Origin of the sequence: Massilia sp. CFBP9026, from assembly GCF_034045165.1 — a bacterium.
In the GTDB taxonomy this organism is placed as follows: Bacteria; Pseudomonadota; Gammaproteobacteria; order Burkholderiales; family Burkholderiaceae_D; genus Telluria; species Telluria arenae.
Genome location: NZ_JAXCWH010000005.1, coordinates 36,697 through 56,155 on the forward strand (window position 1 = coordinate 36,697; position 19,459 = coordinate 56,155).

23 protein-coding genes are annotated in these 19,459 nt (G+C 66.1%); all 23 read right to left on the reverse strand.

Features of this window, described 5'->3' with window-relative positions; translation table 11 throughout:
- Positions 1–6: 6 nt before the first annotated feature.
- Complete coding sequence (locus SOM28_RS13410; protein ID WP_123068042.1) at positions 7–1,080, reverse strand: protein-glutamate methylesterase/protein-glutamine glutaminase; 1,074 nt, start codon at positions 1,078–1,080, stop codon at positions 7–9.
- A gap of 20 nt (positions 1,081–1,100) precedes the next feature.
- Entirely contained in the window at positions 1,101–1,922 is an 822-nt protein-coding gene (locus SOM28_RS13415; RefSeq protein WP_320468418.1) for a CheR family methyltransferase, read from the reverse strand.
- Positions 1,923–1,929: 7 nt separating this feature from the next.
- Positions 1,930–2,442, reverse strand: a complete 513-nt coding sequence (locus tag SOM28_RS13420; protein ID WP_320468419.1) for a chemotaxis protein CheW — start codon at positions 2,440–2,442, stop codon at positions 1,930–1,932.
- Positions 2,443–2,451: 9 nt separating this feature from the next.
- Positions 2,452–4,095 carry a methyl-accepting chemotaxis protein gene (locus tag SOM28_RS13425; protein WP_320468420.1) on the reverse strand — a complete coding sequence of 548 codons (1,644 nt, stop codon included), beginning with the start codon at positions 4,093–4,095 and terminating at the stop codon, positions 2,452–2,454.
- Positions 4,088–6,190 carry a chemotaxis protein CheA gene (locus SOM28_RS13430; RefSeq protein ID WP_320468421.1) on the reverse strand — a complete coding sequence of 701 codons (2,103 nt, stop codon included), beginning with the start codon at positions 6,188–6,190 and terminating at the stop codon, positions 4,088–4,090. The genes SOM28_RS13425 and SOM28_RS13430 overlap by 8 nt, the downstream gene beginning before the upstream one ends.
- 10 nt (positions 6,191–6,200) lie before the next feature.
- Complete coding sequence (locus SOM28_RS13435; RefSeq protein ID WP_320468422.1) at positions 6,201–6,497, reverse strand: STAS domain-containing protein; 297 nt, start codon at positions 6,495–6,497, stop codon at positions 6,201–6,203.
- Position 6,498: 1 nt separating this feature from the next.
- Complete coding sequence (locus SOM28_RS13440) at positions 6,499–6,867, reverse strand: response regulator (RefSeq protein WP_123068026.1); 369 nt, start codon at positions 6,865–6,867, stop codon at positions 6,499–6,501.
- Between the two features lie 42 nt (positions 6,868–6,909).
- Positions 6,910–8,046 carry a methyl-accepting chemotaxis protein gene (locus SOM28_RS13445; protein WP_320468423.1) on the reverse strand — a complete coding sequence of 379 codons (1,137 nt, stop codon included), beginning with the start codon at positions 8,044–8,046 and terminating at the stop codon, positions 6,910–6,912.
- A 213-nt stretch (positions 8,047–8,259) separates the two neighbouring features.
- Entirely contained in the window at positions 8,260–9,015 is a 756-nt protein-coding gene (tatC, locus tag SOM28_RS13450) for a twin-arginine translocase subunit TatC (RefSeq protein WP_123068024.1), read from the reverse strand.
- Positions 9,016–9,537 carry a Sec-independent protein translocase protein TatB gene (gene tatB / locus SOM28_RS13455; protein ID WP_320468424.1) on the reverse strand — a complete coding sequence of 174 codons (522 nt, stop codon included), beginning with the start codon at positions 9,535–9,537 and terminating at the stop codon, positions 9,016–9,018.
- A gap of 12 nt (positions 9,538–9,549) precedes the next feature.
- Complete coding sequence (gene tatA, locus SOM28_RS13460; protein ID WP_123068022.1) at positions 9,550–9,795, reverse strand: Sec-independent protein translocase subunit TatA; 246 nt, start codon at positions 9,793–9,795, stop codon at positions 9,550–9,552.
- Positions 9,796–9,912: 117 nt separating this feature from the next.
- Entirely contained in the window at positions 9,913–10,287 is a 375-nt protein-coding gene (locus SOM28_RS13465) for a histidine triad nucleotide-binding protein (RefSeq protein WP_123068021.1), read from the reverse strand.
- A gap of 166 nt (positions 10,288–10,453) precedes the next feature.
- On the reverse strand, positions 10,454–10,792 hold the full coding sequence (locus tag SOM28_RS13470; RefSeq protein WP_147933563.1) for a phosphoribosyl-ATP diphosphatase: 339 nt from the start codon (positions 10,790–10,792) through the stop codon (positions 10,454–10,456).
- Positions 10,789–11,202 carry a phosphoribosyl-AMP cyclohydrolase gene (gene hisI / locus SOM28_RS13475; RefSeq protein ID WP_123068019.1) on the reverse strand — a complete coding sequence of 138 codons (414 nt, stop codon included), beginning with the start codon at positions 11,200–11,202 and terminating at the stop codon, positions 10,789–10,791. The genes SOM28_RS13470 and hisI overlap by 4 nt, the downstream gene beginning before the upstream one ends.
- 9 nt (positions 11,203–11,211) lie before the next feature.
- Complete coding sequence (gene hisF / locus SOM28_RS13480) at positions 11,212–11,973, reverse strand: imidazole glycerol phosphate synthase subunit HisF (protein WP_320468425.1); 762 nt, start codon at positions 11,971–11,973, stop codon at positions 11,212–11,214.
- A 133-nt stretch (positions 11,974–12,106) separates the two neighbouring features.
- The gene (gene hisA, locus SOM28_RS13485; RefSeq protein WP_005664401.1) at positions 12,107–12,883 is read right to left on the reverse strand and encodes a 1-(5-phosphoribosyl)-5-[(5-phosphoribosylamino)methylideneamino]imidazole-4-carboxamide isomerase; all 777 of its coding nucleotides are present in this window, start codon (positions 12,881–12,883) and stop codon (positions 12,107–12,109) included.
- Positions 12,884–12,932: 49 nt separating this feature from the next.
- Positions 12,933–13,574 (reverse strand): imidazole glycerol phosphate synthase subunit HisH, encoded by a 642-nt coding sequence (hisH, locus tag SOM28_RS13490; RefSeq protein WP_123070218.1) that lies wholly within the window; start codon positions 13,572–13,574, stop codon positions 12,933–12,935.
- Between the two features lie 2 nt (positions 13,575–13,576).
- Entirely contained in the window at positions 13,577–14,167 is a 591-nt protein-coding gene (gene hisB, locus SOM28_RS13495) for an imidazoleglycerol-phosphate dehydratase HisB (protein ID WP_109345845.1), read from the reverse strand.
- Positions 14,168–14,244: 77 nt separating this feature from the next.
- On the reverse strand, positions 14,245–15,348 hold the full coding sequence (gene hisC / locus SOM28_RS13500; protein ID WP_320468426.1) for a histidinol-phosphate transaminase: 1,104 nt from the start codon (positions 15,346–15,348) through the stop codon (positions 14,245–14,247).
- Positions 15,345–16,184 (reverse strand): DNA-methyltransferase, encoded by an 840-nt coding sequence (locus SOM28_RS13505; RefSeq protein ID WP_123070216.1) that lies wholly within the window; start codon positions 16,182–16,184, stop codon positions 15,345–15,347. The genes hisC and SOM28_RS13505 overlap by 4 nt, the downstream gene beginning before the upstream one ends.
- Positions 16,181–17,518: a histidinol dehydrogenase gene (gene hisD, locus SOM28_RS13510; protein WP_320468427.1), complete on the reverse strand. Its 1,338-nt coding sequence runs from the start codon at positions 17,516–17,518 to the stop codon at positions 16,181–16,183. The genes SOM28_RS13505 and hisD overlap by 4 nt, the downstream gene beginning before the upstream one ends.
- 9 nt (positions 17,519–17,527) lie before the next feature.
- The gene (hisG, locus tag SOM28_RS13515) at positions 17,528–18,202 is read right to left on the reverse strand and encodes an ATP phosphoribosyltransferase (RefSeq protein ID WP_123070214.1); all 675 of its coding nucleotides are present in this window, start codon (positions 18,200–18,202) and stop codon (positions 17,528–17,530) included.
- 6 nt (positions 18,203–18,208) lie between these two features.
- Entirely contained in the window at positions 18,209–19,459 is a 1,251-nt protein-coding gene (gene murA, locus SOM28_RS13520) for a UDP-N-acetylglucosamine 1-carboxyvinyltransferase (RefSeq protein WP_320468428.1), read from the reverse strand.

A 19,459-nucleotide genomic window follows, 5' to 3' on the forward strand; every position in this document is an offset into this window, starting at 1 on the left:
CGGTCGTCAGAAGCGCAGCTGCTTCATGATCTCGCCCGCGATCCCGCGCAGCGGCAGGCTGCGCTCGACGCCGCCGCGCTTGACGGCTTCCTTGGGCATGCCGTAGACCACACAGCTGGCCTCGTCCTGGGCGACGGTGGCCGCGCCGGCCTGCTTCATCTCGAACAGGCCGGCCGCGCCGTCGTCGCCCATGCCGGTCATGATGATCCCGAGCGCGTTGGCGCCGGCGCTCTTGGCCACGGACCTGAACAGCACGTCGACCGAGGGCCGGTGGCGGTTGACCAGCGGCCCGTCGACCACGTCGACGTGGTACTGAGCGCCGCTGCGCCGCAGCAGCAGGTGCTTGCCGCCGGGGGCCAGCAGGGCCTGCCCCGCCATCACGCGCATCCCGGAGCGCGCTTCCAGCACGCGGATGCGGCAGATGCCGTCCAGGCGCGCCGCGAAGGCGGCGGTGAATTTCTCGGGCATGTGCTGGACGATCACGATGCCGGGCGCGACTTGCGGCAACGCGGTCAGCACCTGTTCCAGCGCCTGGGTGCCGCCGGTGGAGGTGCCGATGGCGACTACCCGATCGGTGGTCTGCGCCAGCGGCGCATGGCCGCCCGGAGCCAGCACCGCGTCGGCATTGAGCTTCGGCGCCGGCGCGCCCGGGACGGCCGCCGGCGCGCTGCGGGCGCGCGCGGCGAGCACGCCGACGTTGGCGCGCGCCGCCGCCTTGACCACCGCCGCCAGGTTTTCGGTCGAATCGTTCAGGAACTGCTTGATGCCGAGCTTCGGCTTGCCGATCGTGGTCACCGCGCCCGCCGCCAGTGCCTCGACCGTGGTACGGGCGCCCTGCTCGGTCAGCGTCGAGCAGATCACCACCGCAGTGGGCCGCTCGGCCATGATGCGGCGCAGGAAGGTCAGGCCATCCATCTTGGGCATCTCGATGTCGAGCAGGATCACGTCGGGCCAGGCGTTCTTCATCTTCGCCATGGCCAGGATCGGGTCCGAGGCCACGCCGATCACCTCGATGGCCGGATCGGCGCCCAGGATCTCGGCGGCGACCTGGCGCACGACCGCGGAATCGTCCACGATCATGACCTTGATGCGGGCCGCGGTCACGCGCCAGTCCCGGGCTTGCGGTAGACCGAGGGCGCGACCGGCCGCAGTTCGCCGGAGATATCGTGCAGGCTTTCGGAGTGGCCGATGCACAGCATCCCGCCCGGCCGCAGGGTCGAGGCGATGCGGCGCACCACCTCGCGCTTGGTCTCCTTGCTGAAATAGATCATCACATTGCGCAGGAAGACCATGTCGAAGGGGCCGAGCCGCGGCAGCTCTTCGTTCAGGTTGACGTGGGCGAACTGCACCTGGCTGCGCAGCTCCTTCGAGACCAGCAGCGTGCCTTCCTGCTCGCCGGTGCCCTTCAGGCAGAAGCGCTGCAGCAGGGGCCGGGGCACCAGCCGCGCGCGTTCGAGCGGATAGTGGCCGCGCCGCGCGCGCGCCAGCACGGCGGTGCTGATGTCCGAGCCCAGCACATTCCAGCGCGTGCGCTTGTCGAGGCAGTCGGCCAGGGTCATCGCCATGCTGTACGGTTCCTCGCCGCTGGAACAGGCCGCGCTCCACACATGGAATTCGCGGCCCCGATCGGCGGCCGCCAGCGCCTGCTCGCGCAATACCTCGAAGTGGCGGCCCTCCCTGAAGAAATACGTCTCGTTGGTGGTCAGGAGGTCGACCGCCATCTGGAACTCGCCCTCGGCCTTGCCGCTGCTAAGCAGCCTGAAATACTCGCCGTAGCTTCCCAGCCCGCAGTAGTCGAGGCGCTTGGCCAGGCGCCCGCTGACCAGCGCCTTCTTGGCCCCCGACATGCTGATGCCGGCGGCATCGAAGATGAAGCGCTGGAACTGAGCGAACTCCTGGTCGCTGATGGCGGGACGCAGCATGATGGCCTTATTCGGCGCCGGCGCCGGCCGCCTGCAGCAGGGCGATCTCTTCGATCGAGAACACGCGCGCGACGTCGAGCAGGATCACGAACTTGTCCTTCACCTTGCCCATGCCGGCGATGAACTCGGTGCGGATGCGGGCGCCGAAACCGGGCGGCGGCTCGATGTCCTCGGCCGCGATCTCGAGCACGGCGCTGACGCTGTCGACCAGGATGCCGACCACGTGCTGCTCGCCTGCTTCTTCCAGTTCGACGATGATCACGCAGCTGCGCTTGCCGATCGTCGCGCGCGGGCGGCCGAAGCGCGCCGCGAGATCCATCACGGTGACGACCGCGCCGCGCAGGTTGATCACCCCGCGCACGCACTCCGACATCATCGGCACTTCGGTGACGCCGGCGTACTCGATGATTTCCTTGACGCCCAGGATGCCGATCGCGAAGGTCTCGCTGCCGGAGCTGAAGGTCAGGTATTGCGTCGGCTCTGCCTTGGGCGGCGCCGACTGCGTCGTTGCTGGTCTCATGCGCGGCCTTTAGAAGTTGGTGAAGGCGGCTTCGTCGAGGTCGGCCGTCGGCGCGCTGCGGACCATGCTGGCGCGCGCCGCGCCGCGGTTGGCCAGCGCCGGCTTGGAAGCCGGCGCCTTGCGGCTGCGTTGATCGCGCTGCTTCTCGCCGGCCACGGTGAAGAACGCCATCGTCTGCTGCAGCTGCTCGGCCTGGCTCGCGAGTTCCTCGGCGGTCGCCGCCAGTTCCTCGGAGCTGGACGCGTTCTGCTGCGTCGCCATGCTCAGCTGGCCGACGGCGGCATTGATCTGGCCGACGCCCGACGATTGCTCTTCGGAGGCGGCGGTGATCTCCTGCACCAGGTCGGAGGTCTTGCGGATATTCGGCACCATCTCGTCGAGCAGGCGGCCGGCGCGGCCGGCCAGTTCGACGCTCGAACTGGCGACGGTGCTGATTTCCTGGGCTGCCACCTGGCTGCGTTCGGCCAGCTTGCGCACCTCGGCAGCCACCACGGCGAAGCCCTTGCCATGCTCGCCAGCGCGCGCCGCCTCGATGGCGGCGTTCAGCGCCAGCAGATTGGTCTGGTAGGCGATGTCGTCGATGATGCCGATCTTCTGGGCGATCTGGTTCATGGCGCTGACGGTGGCCTTGACCGCTTCGCCGCCCTCCTGCGCCTCGGCCGCGGACTTGGTCGCCATGCCGTCGGTGACGCGCGCATTCTCGGTGTTCTGCGAGATCGAGGCGGTCATCTGCTCGATCGAGGCGCTGGTTTCTTCCACACCGGCCGCCTGTTCGCTGGACGATTGCGACAGCGACTGGGCGGTGGCGTTGACTTCTTCCGAGGCGCTCGACAGGGCGTCGGTGGCGCTGTTGACTTCGCGGACGATGTGGGCCAGGCGCTCGACCATCTGCCTGACCGCGTACATCATGCTGGTGGTGTCGCCCTTGCGGGTCTCGACCTCGAGCGCCAGGTTGCCTTTCGAGACTTCGAGCAGGATGTCGGCCGCGTAGCCCGGCTCGCCGCCCAGGGTCCTGAGCAGGTTGCGGGTGATGATCACGGCGATCAGGATCGACAGCAGCACGGCGATGCTGGACAGGGTCACGATCATGTTCTTCGCGTCCTGGTAGGCGCTGGCCGCTTCGCGGGCCGATTCCTGCATCAGCTCTTCCTGGTAGCCGGAGATCGCGCGCACCGCCGCGATCAGGCCGTTATTGGCGGCCACGAAGTCGTTCATCAGGTAGGCAAGCGCGCGTTCGCGGTCGGTCCTGACCAGCTGGAACAGCGGCTCGTACTTGCCCGACAGGACGCGCCGCTTCTCCAGCGCATCCTTCATCAGCGCCTTGCCCTTGTCGGTCGTGATCAGCTTGTCGAGCTGTTCGTAGATCTCGTTGTTGCGGGTGCGGTTGGCGGCGATGGTTTCCTTGTAGCCCTCGGCCTCGGCCTCGGTCGTGGCCAGCAGCACGTTACGCACCAGGCGGCCGTTGTCGAGCGTGCCCTCGATGGCTTCGGCAGCCAGCTTGGTCTTGACGTAGCGGTCCTCGGTGATCAGGACCGTCTGCTCGTTCATCTTCTGCATGTTGTTCAGGCTGGCCAGGGACTGTGCGACCAGCAGGACCAGCACGATCCCGAAGCCGAGCGCCAGCCGGGTAGCGACCCGCATACTCTTAAACATGATGTGTTCCTTCAGACAGGTGGGTGTTATGGGTGTTGGTTGAAGCCGATTCGCCCGGCAGCGCCAGGCGGGTGCTGTCGCCCGCGGCCTGGTGGATCAGTGACGGCACGTCAAGGATCAGCGCCACGTCCCCGCTGCCCAGGATGCTGGAACCGCTGATGCAGCGCATGTGCCGGAATATCTTCCCGAGGGGCTTGATGACGGTCTGCGATTCGCCCAGCAGGCCGTCGACCACCAGGCCGGCGCGCTGGCCGGCGTAGCGCACCACGACCAGGCTCTGGCGGCTCGAGGCCGCGCCGTCGAGGGCGAACAGTTCGCGCAGGCGGATGAAGGGCAGCACCGTGCCGCGCAGGTTGGTGTAGTCCTGGCCGTCGTCGTTCCTGAATTCGACGCATTCCTCGACCATCTCGAGCGGCACCACGAACACCGAACCGCCGACCGCGACCTGGAAGCCGTCGATGATCGCCAGGGTCAGCGGCAGGCGCACCCGCATCGTGGTGCCCACGCCCGGGGTGCTGTCGATCTGGATGGTGCCGCGCAGCGCCGTGATATTGCGCTTGACGACGTCCATACCGACCCCGCGTCCGGACAGGTTGGTCACCTGCTCGGCGGTCGAGAAGCCCGGCTCGAAGATCAGCGCATAGACCTCGGCGTCGCTCAGGTGGCGGCCTTCCTCGACGATGCCGCGTTCGATGGCCTTGGCCAGCAGGCGTTCGCGCTGCAGGCCGCCGCCGTCGTCGCCGACCTCGATCACGACGGTGCCGGAGTCGTGGTAGGCATTGAGCCAGATCGTGCCATGGGCCGGCTTGCCCCGTTCGCGGCGCAGCGCGGCCGGTTCGATGCCGTGGTCGATCGCGTTGCGCACCAGGTGGGTCAGCGGATCGGCGATCTTCTCGACCACGGTTTTATCCAGCTCGGTGTCCTCGCCATCGATCAGCAGCTCGATGTCCTTGCCCAGGTCGCGCGCGACGTCGTGCACCACCCGCTTGAAGCGGGTGAAGGTCGAGCCGATCTTCACCATGCGCAGCTGCAGCGCGCTGTTGCGCACGTCTTCGACCAGGGAATTCAAGGTCGCGCCGTATTCCTGCAGCTCGACGTTCTGGGCGCGCCGCGCCGCCAGGTTGGCGCCGGCGGTGGCCACGATCAGTTCGCCCACCAGGTCGATCAGGTGGTCGAGCTTGTCGGCGTCGACGCGCACGCTGTTCTTTTCCTGGCCGCGCCGCTCGCGCGGACGGGCGCTGTCGGCCACTTCCAGCTCGCCCGCGCAATCGGCGTCGGGCTCGGTCCAGCTGCCGCATTCGGCCAGCAGACGCAGCATGGTGTCGCGCTCGGCGAGGAATTCGTCCACCAGCGCGCGCCAGGTTGCGGCCGGGCTGCCGGGCGCCACGATGCGCAGGCGGCAGTCGTCGCGCACGAACTCGAAGGCGCCTTCGATGGCGGCCAGGCCGGCATCGCTGCGCAGCGCCAGCTCGAGGCCGAGATAGCAGGTTTCGGCGTCGAGCGCGTCCAGGCCCGGGACGGCGTCCAGCACCGGCGCCACGTGCAGCACGGTGCCCAGGGTCGACAGGTAGCGCAGGAAGGACATCGGATCCATCCCGTTGCGCAGCACCTCGCTGCCGAAGCGCAGCGAGATATGCCAGTGCCCGCCCTCGCCCGCGGCGGCATTCTCGACCGGGGCCGCGGCGCCAGCGGTGGCCGGCGCGTCGTCCAGGTAGGCGGCCAGGCGCTGGCGCAGCGGCAGGCCGGCCTCGGCCAGTCCAGGGTCTTCGGCCAGCTGGCCGGCCGCCACCTCGTCGACCAGGCGCGCCATATGGTCGCGGCAGGCCAGCAGCAACTCGATCAGTTGCGGCGTGAAGGCCTGGCGTCCGGCGCGCGCCGCATCGAGCACGCTCTCGGCGACGTGGGTGAAGCCGACGATGTGGTCCAGGCCGAACAGTCCGGCCGAGCCCTTGATGGTGTGGGCTGCGCGGAACACCGCATTGATGCTGTCGGCGGACGCATTGCCCTTGACGCAGCCGAGCAGCGCGTCTTCCATTTCGTGCAGCAGTTCACGGCACTCGGCGGTGAAGGTCTGCAGCGCCTGTTCGATCGACATGGGTTTCCTTTCAGGCGGCGATGGGGAGATGCCGCGCCAGGCCGAGCAGCTCGATGGCCTCGACCACGGCGGGGCCGGGGCGCTTCAGGCTGAAACCGGCGCCCAGGGTGCGCGCGGTCGCCAGCAGCAGCTGCAGGCCGGCGCTGTCGATCTCGCCGACGTCCGCGAGGTCCAGCTCGACCCTGCTCACGCCGTCGACCAGCGCCAGCAGGGCCGCGCGCGCCTCGGCCGCCTCGTAGATGGTGAGCGCGCCTTCGGCGTGGATGGACAGCGTGCCGGCGCCGTCCGGATGGGCGGTGAGCTTCATGTCAGGGCAGGATCAGCTTCTGGACGGCGTTCAGCAGCACGTCGGGCTTGAACGGCTTGACCACCCAGGCGCGGGCGCCGGCGGCCTGGCCTTCGCGCTTCTTCTCGTCGCCCGACTCGGTGGTGAGCATGATGATCGGCAGGAAGCGGTATTCAGGCTGCGCCTTGACCGCCTTGACGAATTCGATGCCGTTCATTTCGGGCATATTGACGTCGCTGACAACCAGGTGGACCTTCTGTTGGCCCAGTTTCGCCAGGGCGTCCTTGCCGTTGCTGCCTTCGACCACGTCGTAGCCGGCGCCGCGCAGGGTCAGGCCGACCACCTGCCGGATGGAGATGGAGTCGTCGACGATCATCACGGTTTTTGCCATGGTTTGCTCACTTTGCTAGAGGATGAAATCGGGGAACGCCGCTCAGAAGAACGTCACTTCGTCATCGGCGTCGGCGCGCCTGGCGGCCGGGGCGTGGCTGACGTGCTCGTCGGCCATCGTGTATTTGCCGCTCAGCTCGAGGAGCCAGGTCTCGGCCGCGGGCAGCGGCGCCGATGCATCGGCCGCCAGCTGCGCCAGCCTGGCGATGTCGGCGTCGACCACCTCCAGGATCTGGCGGATGCGGTCCTGGAACTGCAGCGCGACGATCATCTGCTCGACTTCGCCGCGGATCGCGCTGCCCTGCGCGCGCATGGTGTCGGCGTCGAGGCCAAGCCCGCGCACGTGGCCCAGCACTTCCTCGACCACGCCGCGCGAGGCGCCGATGGTGCGGCGGTCGTTCTCGTCGGCGTCGGCGGCCGACGCCAGGGTCAGCGTCATGGTGGCCGACATGCGGTCCATGCCCTTGCCGATGCGCGTGCCGATGTCGGCCGACACGTTCGACAGCTTGCGCACCTCGGCGGCGATGACGCCGAAGCCGCGCCCCATTTCGCCGGCGCGCGCGGCCTCGATGGCGGCGTTGATGGCCAGCAGATTGGTCTGGGCCGCGATCTTGCCGACTTCGCCGGCGAGGGACTTGAGTTCGGACGTCGCTTCCGACAGGGTGCGGACGTGGGTCAGGAGTTCGGTCTTGCTGTCCACCATCTGCTCGAGCCAGGACATGACCGGATCGAGCTTCTGTTCGCAGGTCGCCAGGCGCTGGGCGCTGCCGCTGCCGGCCGCTTCCTGGCCGCTGCGGATGCCGGAGAAGCCAGCCTGTTCGAAGTGCTGCAGCAGCGCGCTGAAGCCGCCCAGCAGCTGGGCGATCGCGGTCTCGCTCTGGTCCTTGACGCTGCGCACGTGGCGGCCCCAGACCGGCGCCACCTCGGCCACCAGTGGGGCCATGCCATCGTCATCCGCACTGGCGATCCCGGCCTCGGGCGCGGACGCCGCCGACGCCGCGGGCGCGCACCACAGGGCGGCGCCGGCCAGCAGGGCCAGGCCGCAGAACGACACGACCGCGAGGAGCGTCACCCCATCCAGCAGCGGCAGGGCGGCGAGGACGAGCATGCCGGCCAGGGCCAGCCGGAATTGGTGCGGGGTGATACCCGGCGCCGGGGGAAATCGAAATGGCAGTCGCATGGCGGAAGACGAAAGGGACGCTTTCGTGAACATTCACATGCGAACAATTATGGAACGTACTATTTCCGTAGGACAATTCCTACTTGGATATTTTTTCGCTTCGTTGTCGTGGGGCAACGATTTGTGCTTATTTTCTTACTATTTTGGAATTTAAATCAAGAAAAAACGAAACTTGCCACGCCGGCGAGCGCCGGCGCGACGGCGCGAGAGGGTTCAGGCGGTTTCTTCCGGCGCGCGGGTGGCGCGCGCGAACATCGGCGCCACCAGCAGGCCCAGCTCGTAGAGCAGGCACATCGGGATGGCCAGGGCCAGCTGGCTGACCACGTCCGGCGGGGTGACGATGGCGGCGATCACGAAGGCGCCGACGATCACGTAGGAACGGATCGCGCGCAGCTTCTCGAGGCTGACTACGCCCATTCGCACCAGAATCACGACCACCACCGGCACCTCGAACGAGGCGCCGAAGGCCAGGCACATCGACATCACGAAATCGAGGTAGTTTTCGATATCGGGCATGACCGCGATCGAGGTCGGCGCGAATTCGCCGATGAAGTGGAACACGCGGCCGAACACGAAGAAGTAGCAGAACGCCACGCCGGCGATGAACAGTAGCGAGGACGAGATCACCAGCGGCAGCACCAGGCGCTTTTCGTGGGCGTACAGGCCAGGCGCGATGAAGGCCCAGGCCTGGTAGAACACCCAGGGCAGCGCCAGGATGAAGGACAGCAGCAGGGTGACCTTCATCGGCACCAGGAAGGGCGAGATGACGCCGGTGGCGATCATGGTCGAGCCTGGCGGCATCGAGGCGATCATCGGCGCGGCGATCAGGTCGTAGATATGCGACGGCCCCGGCCACGCCATCAGCACGGCGCACACGATCGCGATCCCGATCGAGGCCTTGACCAGGCGGTCACGCAGCTCGACCAGGTGCGAGATAAAGGTGTCTTCGCCGGCGGCTTGCTCTGTCATTTAGAAGAAAGAAGAATTGGATTTGCCGGCGCTGCCGGGGCGGAACTTGCGCACCCGGGCGGCGCCCGACATCACATGGCGCTTGGTGCCATGGCGGTTCTTGTACCAGGCCGGCACGCTCGAAGTGCGCACCAGCTTCTTGCGACGGAAGTCCCTGGCCTTGCGGTCGATGTCGGCCACGGTGGGCGCGATCGTGTTGCCGGCGTCGTGGGACGCGCGGCCATCCCACATTGCCTCGACCTCGTCGACGTGGCTGGTGACGGACGACTCGAAATCGCTGGTGGCCGATTCGACCTCGCTCTTGAACGATTGCGCTTTCTCCTGCACTTCCTTGTGCAGGTTGCGCAGCTCGTCGAGCTCGATCTCGCGGCTGACCTCGGACTTCACGTCGTGCAGGTAACGCTGGGCGCGGCCGTACAGCGTCCCGGCCATGCGCGCCACCTTGGGCAGCTTTTCAGGGCCGATCACGATCAGGGCGACCACGCCGATGATCGCGATTTTCGACAGTCCAAGATCGATCATGGAACTCGCGGCTTACAGGCGGGTCTTGTCGCGGGCTTCCACGTCGATGGTCGACTTGTCGGCCACCTGCTGGGTCGGCTGGGCCGGCGCCGCCGGATTCGCTTCCGCAGCCTTCTCTTCGTCGCCCTTCACGCCGTCCTTGAAGCCCTTGACGGCCTTGCCGAGGTCCGAACCCATATTGCTGATCTTCTTGGTGCCGAAGATCAGCATCACGACCACCAGCACGATAACCCAGTGCCAAATACTCAAACCACCCATGTTATTCTCCTAGCAAGGCGCGTGCGCCTGAAAAAATCGGGGAAAGCGTCTACCTCAGTATACGCGATGCGGGGGCACTCTGCCCCCTTGAAACTTAGTCCTGGCTTAGAGCCCGCTTCACAGTCCCAGACCACGCCACGGACGCGGGCCGCCGTACATATGCAGGTGCAGGTGATATACCTCCTGCCCGCCGTCCGGACCGGTATTGATCAGCGTCTTGAACCCGCCGTTCGGCTTGCCGTCGGCGCCGGTCTTGACGTCAATACCATTCTCTTTTGCAAGCTTCGGCGCCAGCGCCAGCATCTTGCCCAGCACCGAAGCGTGTTCCTCGGTGCAGTCGGACAAGGTGGACACGTGCTGCTTCGGGATCACCAGCAGGTGCACCGGCGCCGCCGGGTTGATGTCCTTGAATGCCAGCACGTCCTCGTCTTCATAGACGACGGCGGCCGGAATCTGCTTGGCGACGATCTTGCAAAAAATGCAGTTATCCATCTTGTCTCCAGATTATTACAACATTTCAAGGACTTACAGGCCCGTGAAGCCGAGGCATCGTATCAGCGCCCCATGACATCGGTATGACTCTCAGTCCCCGATTATGACACCGGAAGGGGCGCCACGCACAGTGAGCAGGCGCTTACTTGCGATGCTTGGGAACTATTTATTCCTTGCGTGCAGCTTTTTCATCAATACCGGACACGCCTTCGCGCCGCGCCAGCTCGTCCAGCACCTGTTGCGGCGTGAGGTCGAACTTGGCCAGCAGTACCATCGAATGGAACCACAGGTCGGCGCATTCGTAGAGCACCTTGGATGGATCGTTCGCGACGCGCGCATCCTTGGCCGCCATCACCAGCTCGGTGGCTTCCTCGCCGATCTTCTTGAGGATGGCGTCGTCGCCCTTGGCGAACAGCTTGGCGACATAGGAAGTCGCGGGGTCGCCGCCGTGCTCGGGCTTGCGCGATTCGATCACGGCCGCGACACGGGCCAGGGTAACGCTCATGGGGTCTTCTTCTTGTCCGGGGAATAAATGGTGTCGGGATCCTGCAGCACCGGTTCGACGCTGTGCCAGTCGCCATTGTCGTACTTCTGGAAGAAGCAGGAATGGCGGCCGGTATGGCAGGCGATGCCGCCCACCTGCTCGATCCTGAGCAGGACCACGTCTTCGTCGCAATCGAGGCGGATCTCGCTCACCTTCTGGATGTGGCCGGACTCTTCGCCCTTGTGCCACAGCTTCTTGCGCGAGCGGCTCCAGTACACGGCTTCGCCCGTCTCGACGGTGCGGGTCAGGGCTTCGCGGTTCATCCAGGCGAACATCAGGATGTCGCCGGTTGCCGCTTCCTGGGCGATCACCGGCACCAGGCCGTGCTCGTCCCAGCGCACCTTGTTGAGCCACTTGGCATTGTTCGGCATGTGGCTTCCTTAATCGAGGCGCATCGGGATGCCGCGCTCGGCCATGAAGCGTTTGGCCTCGCCGACCGTGTGCTGCCCGTAGTGAAAGATGCTGGCAGCCAGCACCGCATCGGCATGGCCTTCGAGCACGCCGTCGGCCAGGTCTTGCAGGCCGCCGACGCCGCCGGAAGCGATCACGGGAATGCCCACGGCGTCCGAGACGGCGCGGGTCAGGCCCAGGTCGAAACCGATTTTGGTGCCATCGCGGTCCATCGAAGTGAGCAGCAACTCACCGGCGCCGAGGCTCTCCATCTTGCGCGCCCATTCCACCGCGTCGAGACCGGTGGCATTGCGGCCGCCGTGAGTGAAGACTTCCCACTTGCCGGGACCTGTCTGCTTGGCGTCGATCGCCACCACGATGCACTGCGAGCCGTGCTTGTTGGCGGCGTCGAACACCAGTTGCGGATTGGTGACGGCCGAGGTGTTCATGCTGACCTTGTCGGCGCCGGCATTGAGCAGGCGCCGCACGTCCTCGACCTTGCGCACGCCGCCACCGACGGTGAGCGGGATGAACACGGTCGAGGCGACCGCTTCAATGATCGGCAGGATCAGGTCGCGATTGTCGCTGGAGGCGGTGATGTCGAGGAAGGTGATCTCGTCGGCGCCCTGCCCGTCGTAGCGACGCGCGATCTCGACCGGATCGCCGGCATCGCGCAGCTCTGTGAAGTTGACGCCCTTGACCACGCGGCCACCGGTGACGTCCAGGCAGGGGATGATGCGTTTGGCTAGCATAGTCGTTCTCTGCGTTGACCCAAAAACCGTCATCCCCGCGCAGGCGGGGACCCAAGTTTTACGCATAGTGGAAATGCATTCAGTACCACTCAGCATGCAAACTTGGGTCCCCGCCTGCGCGGGAACGACGTGTTCAGGTCTGCGCCCCTTCCGTCAGTTCATCGGCGCGTTCCTGGGCCGAGGCCAGGTCGAGCGTGCCTTCGTAGATCGAACGGCCGCAGATCACGCCTTCGATGCCTTCGTCCTGCACCGCGCACAGCGCTTCGACGTCGGCCAGCACGTGCACGCCGCCCGAGGCGATCACGGGAATCTTCACCGCGCGCGCCAGCTTGACGGTCGCCTCGATGTTCACGCCGGCCATCATGCCGTCGCGGCCGATGTCGGTGTAGATGATCGATTCGACGCCATAGCCTTCGAATTTCTTGGCCAGGTCGATGACTTCGTGGCCCGACATCTTGCTCCAGCCGTCGGTCGCGACCTTGCCGTCCTTGGCGTCCAGGCCGACGATGATGTGGCCCGGGAAGGCGCCGCAGGCGTCGTGCAGGAAGCCCGGGTTCTTGACCGCGGCGGTGCCGACGATGATGTAGCTGATGCCGTCGTCCAGGTAGCGCTCGATGGTGTCGAGGTCGCGGATGCCGCCGCCCAGCTGGACCGGGATCTCGTCCAGGCCGTTGTCTTCGGCGTATTCCTGCACTACCTGCAGGATCGATTTGATGGCGCTCTCGTTCTTCGGTTTGCCCGCGAATGCGCCGTTCAGGTCGACCAGGTGCAGGCGCCGCGCGCCCTTCTTGAGCCAATGCAGCGCCATGTCGGCGGGATCTTCGGAAAACACGGTGGCGAGGTCCATATCGCCTTGTTTCAGGCGAACGCAGTGACCGTCTTTCAGGTCGATGGCGGGAATCAGCAGCATGGTCGTTGTCGGTTGGTTGACGGGTTAAAACGCGGGTTAAAACCTGGAATCATGGATTCCAGTGTATGAAATTGCGGTACAGGCGCAGCCCGGCGGCGGCGCTCTTTTCGGGGTGGAACTGGGTGGCGACGATATTATCGCGGCCGACGGCGCAGCAGAACGGGCTGCCGTAATCGGTCTCGCCGATCACGTCGTCCGCGTTCCCCGGCGCCGCATAGTAACTATGCACGAAGTAGAAATAGCTGCCGTCCTCGACGCCTTCCCACAGCGGGTGGGGGCGCGCCTGGCGCACCCGGTTCCAGCCCATCTGCGGGACCTTGAAGCGCGAGCCGTCGGCCTGCAGCTTGCCGTCCAGCTGGAACCGCACTACCTTGCCGGGCAACAGGCCCAGGCCGGGAGTGCCTTCGTTCTCTTCGCTCTCCTCGAACAGCATCTGCTCGCCCACGCACACGCCCATGATCGGACGGGTTTTGGCGGCGCGCAGCAGCGCGTCTTCGAGACCGGATTCACGCAGGCTGCTCATGCAGTCGCGCATGGCGCCCTGGCCCGGCAGCACGATGCGGTCGGCGCGGTCGATATCCGCGGCCGAGCTGGAAATGAGGACGTCGGCCTCGGGCGCGGCGGCGCGCAGCGCCTGCGCCACCGAGCGCAGGTTACCGAGTCCATCGACGACGACGATCTTGTTGGCCATGATTACAGGCTGCCCTTGGTCGACGGGATGATGCCGGCCGCACGCGGGTCCAGCTCGGTGGCCATGCGCAGCGCGCGGCCGAAGGCCTTGAACACGGTCTCGCACTGGTGGTGGGCGTTCACGCCGCGCAGGTTGTCGATGTGCAGGGTGACGGCCGCGTGGTTCACGAAGCCGCGGAAGAATTCGCCCGTCAGGTCGACGTCGAAGGCGCCGATCATGGCGCGCGTCCATGGCACATGCAATTCCAGGCCGGGACGGCCCGAGAAATCGATCACCACGCGCGACAGCGCCTCGTCCAGCGGCACATATGAGTGGCCGTAGCGCACGATGCCCTTCTTGTCGCCGATCGCCTTGGCCACCGCCATGCCCAGCGTGATGCCGACGTCTTCCACTGTGTGGTGGGCGTCGATATGCAGGTCGCCCACGGCCTCGACCTCGAGGTCGAACATGCCGTGGCGCGCGATCTGGTCGAGCATATGGTCGAGGAAGGGGACGCCGGTATTGAGCTTCTGGCGGCCGGTGCCGTCGAGGTTGATCGAGACGCGGATCTGCGTCTCGTTGGTATTGCGCGTGATGTCGGCGGTGCGGGTCATTGCTCAGGGCATTCGTGGCCGGTCTCTCGCTGGGGAGAGGCCGGCTGGATTAAATGGTGTCCGTCAGGGGCGCTGGATTACAGCGACGTCTTCAGGGCTGCCAGGAACTGGTCGTTCTCTTCGGGGGTGCTGACCGTGACGCGGATGCAGTTGGCCAGCAATTTATGCATTTTACTCAAATTTTTAATCAAGACCTTCTCGCCATGGAGAATCGCGCAGGCGCGCTCGGCATCGGGCACGCGCAGCGAGATGAAATTGGCGGCCGACGGGAACACTTCCACGCCCGGCAAGGCCGTCAAGGCGGCGGCCAGGCGGGTGCGTTCCTCGTTGAGCAGGCCAGCCTGGCGGTCCAGCACGTCCAGGTGGTCGAGCGCGAACTCGGCGGCCACTTGCGTGAGCACATTGACGTTGTACGGCGGGCGCACCTTCTCGAACTCTGCCAGCAGCGGCGCCGCGGCCGACATATAGCCGAGGCGGATGCCGGCCAGGCCCAGCTTGGACAGGGTGCGCATCACGACCAGGTTCGGGTATTGCGGCAGGCGCTCCATGAAGCTGACCCGGGCGAACGGTTGATACGCCTCGTCGACCACCACGATGCCGTGCTCGCCCACTGCCTCGATGATCGCGACCATGTCGCCGGCATCGTACAGGTTGCCGGTCGGGTTGTTCGGATAGGCCAGGAACAGCAGCGACGGCTTGTGCTCGGCAATCGCCGCCAGCATGGCCGGCAGGTCGAGCGAAAAGTCGGACTTGATCGGCACGCCGACGAAATCCGCGCCCGCGAACTGGGCCGAGCGCGAGAACATCACGAAGGCGGGCACCGGGGCCATCACCACGGCGCGGCGGCTGCCGGCGTCGCGCTCCTGGCGCGCGATGGTGGTGGCCAGGATCGTGATCAGCTCGTCCGAGCCGTTGCCGAGCAGGACGTCGTAGCCTTGCGGGACGCCCAGCTTGCTGCAGATGCGGTCTTTCAGCGTGCGGTAGGACGGCACCGGATAGCGGTTCAGCGCCGCCTCGGCCAGGCGCGTGCCCAGTTCGGCGCGCAGTTTCTCGGGCAGCTGGTACGGGTTTTCCATCGAGTCGAGCTTGACGTAGCCGATCGAGTCCGGCACGTGATAGCTGCCCACGGCGCGCACGTCGGCGCGGATGGTGTTCTCGATCAGTTTGGCGATGTCGGTCATGATGTTTCTTCCGTGGTGGTGACGGCTGTGACGGCCTTGGCGGCCTTGCGCAGTTTTTTTGCCTTCGCCCCGGTGACCGGCACCTCGGGCGCGGCCAGGCGTTCGGCGATGATGGCGCAGTAGTCGGGATTCAGTTCGAAACCGGTGTACTGGCGGCCCAGGCGCTTGGCGGCGATGGCCGTGGTGCCGCTGCCCATGAAGGGGTCGAGCACGACGCCGCCTGGTGGGCAGGAAGCCTTGACCATGCGCTCGATGATCTCGAGCGGCTTCTGGGTCGGATGGTCGGCGCGCTCAGGATGCTCGCGGTGCAGGCGCGACACGCTCCACACGTCCTTCGGGTTGTAGCCGACTTCGAGCCACTTGGCGCCGACAAAGATCGAGCGCGAACGCGCCTTCTTGGTCTCGGCGTCATACGGGATGCGCACCGCGTCCAGGTCAAAATAGTAATCCTTGCGGTTGGCGAAGAAGCCGATGGTGTCGTGCACCGACGAGAAGCTGCGCACGCTGCCGCCCATCGACGGCACGCGGCGGTCCCAGATGATCTCGTTCATCATCGTCATGCGTTTTTTCAGCATCACGAAGATCTCTGGCGCGAAGCGCCAGGTGAGGAAGATGTACAGGCTGCCGTTGGGTTTCAGCTTGGGGACGACCGCGTCGATCCACTGCTCGGTCCAGGCAAGATACGCCTCGACGCTTTGCTGGTCCGACGCGTTGCCGTAGTCCTTGCCCAGGTTATAGGGCGGGTCGGTCAGGATCAGGTCGATGGACCCGTCCGGGATGCGCGCCAGGCCGGCCAGCGCATCCTCGCAGAATACCTGGTTGACCCAGGACGTCATGATGCCTGCGGCGGCACTGGATTCAAACGGAGCTCGGCGCTGCGGGCGTGTGCCTGCAGGCCTTCGCCATAGGCGAGGGTCGCAGCGACCTTGCCCAGCGTCTGGGCGCCGGCTTCGCTGACCTGGATGATCGACGAGCGTTTCTGGAAGTCGTACACGCCCAGCGGCGACGAGAAGCGCGCCGTGCGCGAGGTCGGCAGCACGTGGTTGGGGCCGCAGCAGTAGTCGCCCAGCGACTCGGACGAAAAGCGTCCCAGGAACATGGCGCCGGCATGGCGGATCTTGTCGGCCCACTGCATCGGCTCGACCGCCGAAATCTCGAGGTGTTCGGCGGCGATGGACGATGCGATTTCGCAGGCCTCGTCCATGTCGCGCACCTTGATCAGGGCGCCGCGGTCGCTCAGCGACGTGGTGATCGTCGCTGCGCGCGGCATCGTCGGCAGCAGCTTGTGGATGCTCGCTTCCACCTTGGCGATGTAATCGGCGTCCGGGCACAGCAGGATGGCCTGGGCCAGTTCGTCGTGCTCGGCCTGCGAAAACAGATCCATCGCCACCCAGTCCGGATCGGTGGTGCCGTCGCACAGCACCAGGATCTCGGACGGACCGGCGATCATGTCGATGCCGACCGTGCCGAACACGCGGCGCTTGGCGGCGGCGACATAGGCGTTGCCGGGGCCGACGATCTTGTCGACCGGCTGGATGGTCTCGGTGCCGTAGGCCAGCGCGCCGACGGCTTGCGCGCCGCCGATAGTGATCACGCGGGTCACGCCGGCGATCGCGGCGGCGGCCAGCACCATCTGGTTCTTCACGCCATCCGGGGTCGGCACGACCATGATGATTTCTTTCACACCGGCGACGTGGGCCGGGATCGCGTTCATCAGCACCGACGACGGATACGCAGCCTTGCCGCCCGGGACATAGATGCCGACCCGGTCCAGCGGCGTCACGCGCTGGCCCAGCACCGTGCCATCGGGTTCGGTGAAGGTGAAGCCGGTCGAGGCGTCTTTCTGGCGCTCGTGGAATACGCGCACGCGATCCGCGGCGACCTGCAAGGCCGCGCGCTGGGCTTCCGGCAGCGCGGCCAGCGCTTGTTCGAGTTCGGCCTGCCCGATGTCGAACTGTCCCATCGAGGTCGCGCCGCCGTTCGGGATGCGGTCGAATTTATTCGTATATTCCAGCACAGCCGCATCGCCGCGCGCCTTCACGTCGCGCAGGATATGCGCGACCGCGGTCTCGATGGCGTCATCGGTTTCCGCTTCGAACGCCAGCAGGGCGTCGAGTGTGGTCTTGAAGTCGGGCGCGGTGGAATCGAGCTTGCGGATCTGTACTGCCATGATTGTGCTTCAGCCTTGTTGTTGCGAGGCGCGTTCAAACGCCTCGAGAATCGGTTGCAGGCGCTCGCGCTTGAGCTTGAGCGCGGCCTGGTTCACCACCAGGCGCGAGGAGATGTCCATGATCTTTTCGACTTCGACCAGGTTGTTGGCGCGCAGGGTGCCGCCGGTCGAGACCACGTCGACGATGGCGTCCGACAGGCCGACCAGCGGGGCCAGCTCCATCGAGCCATACAGCTTGATCAGGTCGACGTGCACGCCCTTGCTGGCGAAGTGCTCGCGCGCAGTGTTGACGAACTTGGTCGCCACCCGCAGACGCGCGCCCTGGCGCACGGCCTTGTCGTAGTCGAAGCCGGCATTGACCGCGACCGACATGCGGCACTGGGCGATGCGCAGGTCGATCGGCTGGTACAAGCCTTCGCCGCCATGCTCGAGCAGCACGTCCTTGCCGGCCACGCCGAAATCGGCGGCGCCATGCTGGACATAGGTCGGCACGTCGGAGGCGCGCACGATCAGCACTCGCACGCCGGGGTCATTGGTCGCGAGGATCAGCTTGCGCGAAGTCTCGGGATTTTCCAGCACCTCGATCCCGGCCGCCGACAGCAGCGGCAGGGTGTCTTCGAAGATGCGGCCTTTGGAAAGCGCCAGGATCAGCTGGGGCTCGCCATTTACGCCATTGAATGTCATGTCTGTTTACTTGATACGTACGATGTCAGCGCCAACCGCCGACAGTTTCACTTCCATCCGGTCGTAGCCGCGATCGAGGTGGTAGATGCGGTCGATCAGGGTCGTGCCTTCGGCCGCCATGCCGGCGATCACCAGCGAGGCCGAAGCGCGCAGGTCGGTCGCCATCACCGGCGCGCCGACCAGGCGCGCAACGCCCTTGATGAAGGCGGTATTGCCCTCGGTCGAGATCTGCGCGCCGAGGCGGTTCATCTCCTGCACGTGCATGAAGCGGTTCTCGAAGATCGTCTCGGTGACTTTCGACGCGCCGTCGGCGATCGTGTTCACGGCCATGAACTGGGCCTGCATATCGGTCGGGAAGCCCGGATATTCGGTGGTGCGGAACGAGACCGGACGCGGACGGCCGTCCATCTTCGCGCGGATGGTGTCGCCACCCACGGTCAGTTGCAGGCCGATCTCGCGCAGTTTGTCGAGCGCCACGTCGAAGATGTCGGTGCGGGTATTGGTCAGCACGATGTCGCCGCCGGTGGCCGCCACCGCGCACAGGAAGGTCGCGGCCTCGATGCGGTCCGAGATCACCGCATGCTGCGCGCCGTGCAGTTCGTCCACGCCCTGGATCACCAGGCGATCGGTGCCGATGCCCTCGATCTTCGCGCCCATGGCCACCAGCAGGTTGGCCAGGTCGGTCACTTCCGGTTCGCGCGCGGCGTTCTCGAGCACCGTCTCGCCTTCGGCCAGGGTGGCGGCCATCAGCAGGTTCTCGGTGCCGGTCACGGTGATCATGTCGGTGTGGATGCGCGCGCCTTTCAGCTTCTTGGCTTTCGCGTAGATGTAGCCGCCCTCGATCGTGATCTCGGCGCCCATCGCGCGCAGGCCCTTGATGTGCTGGTCGACCGGACGCGAGCCGATCGCGCAGCCGCCCGGCAGCGAGACCTTGGCTTCGCCGAAGCGCGCCAGCAGGGGGCCCAGCACCAGGATCGAGGCGCGCATGGTCTTCACCAGCTCGTACGGCGCCTCGAGGGTGTCGATGGCGCTGCCGTTCATGGTGACTTTCTCGTCATCCTGGGTGACCTTGAGACCGGTCTTTTCCAGGAGCTTGAGCATGGTCCGTACGTCGTGCAGGCGCGGCACGTTCGACAGATGCAGGTCGCCGGCGGTCAGCAGGCCGGCGCACAGGATGGGCAGCGCCGCATTCTTGGCGCCGGAGACCGAGATATCACCTTGCAGGCGTTTGCCGCCGACGATCTGGAGCTTGTCCAT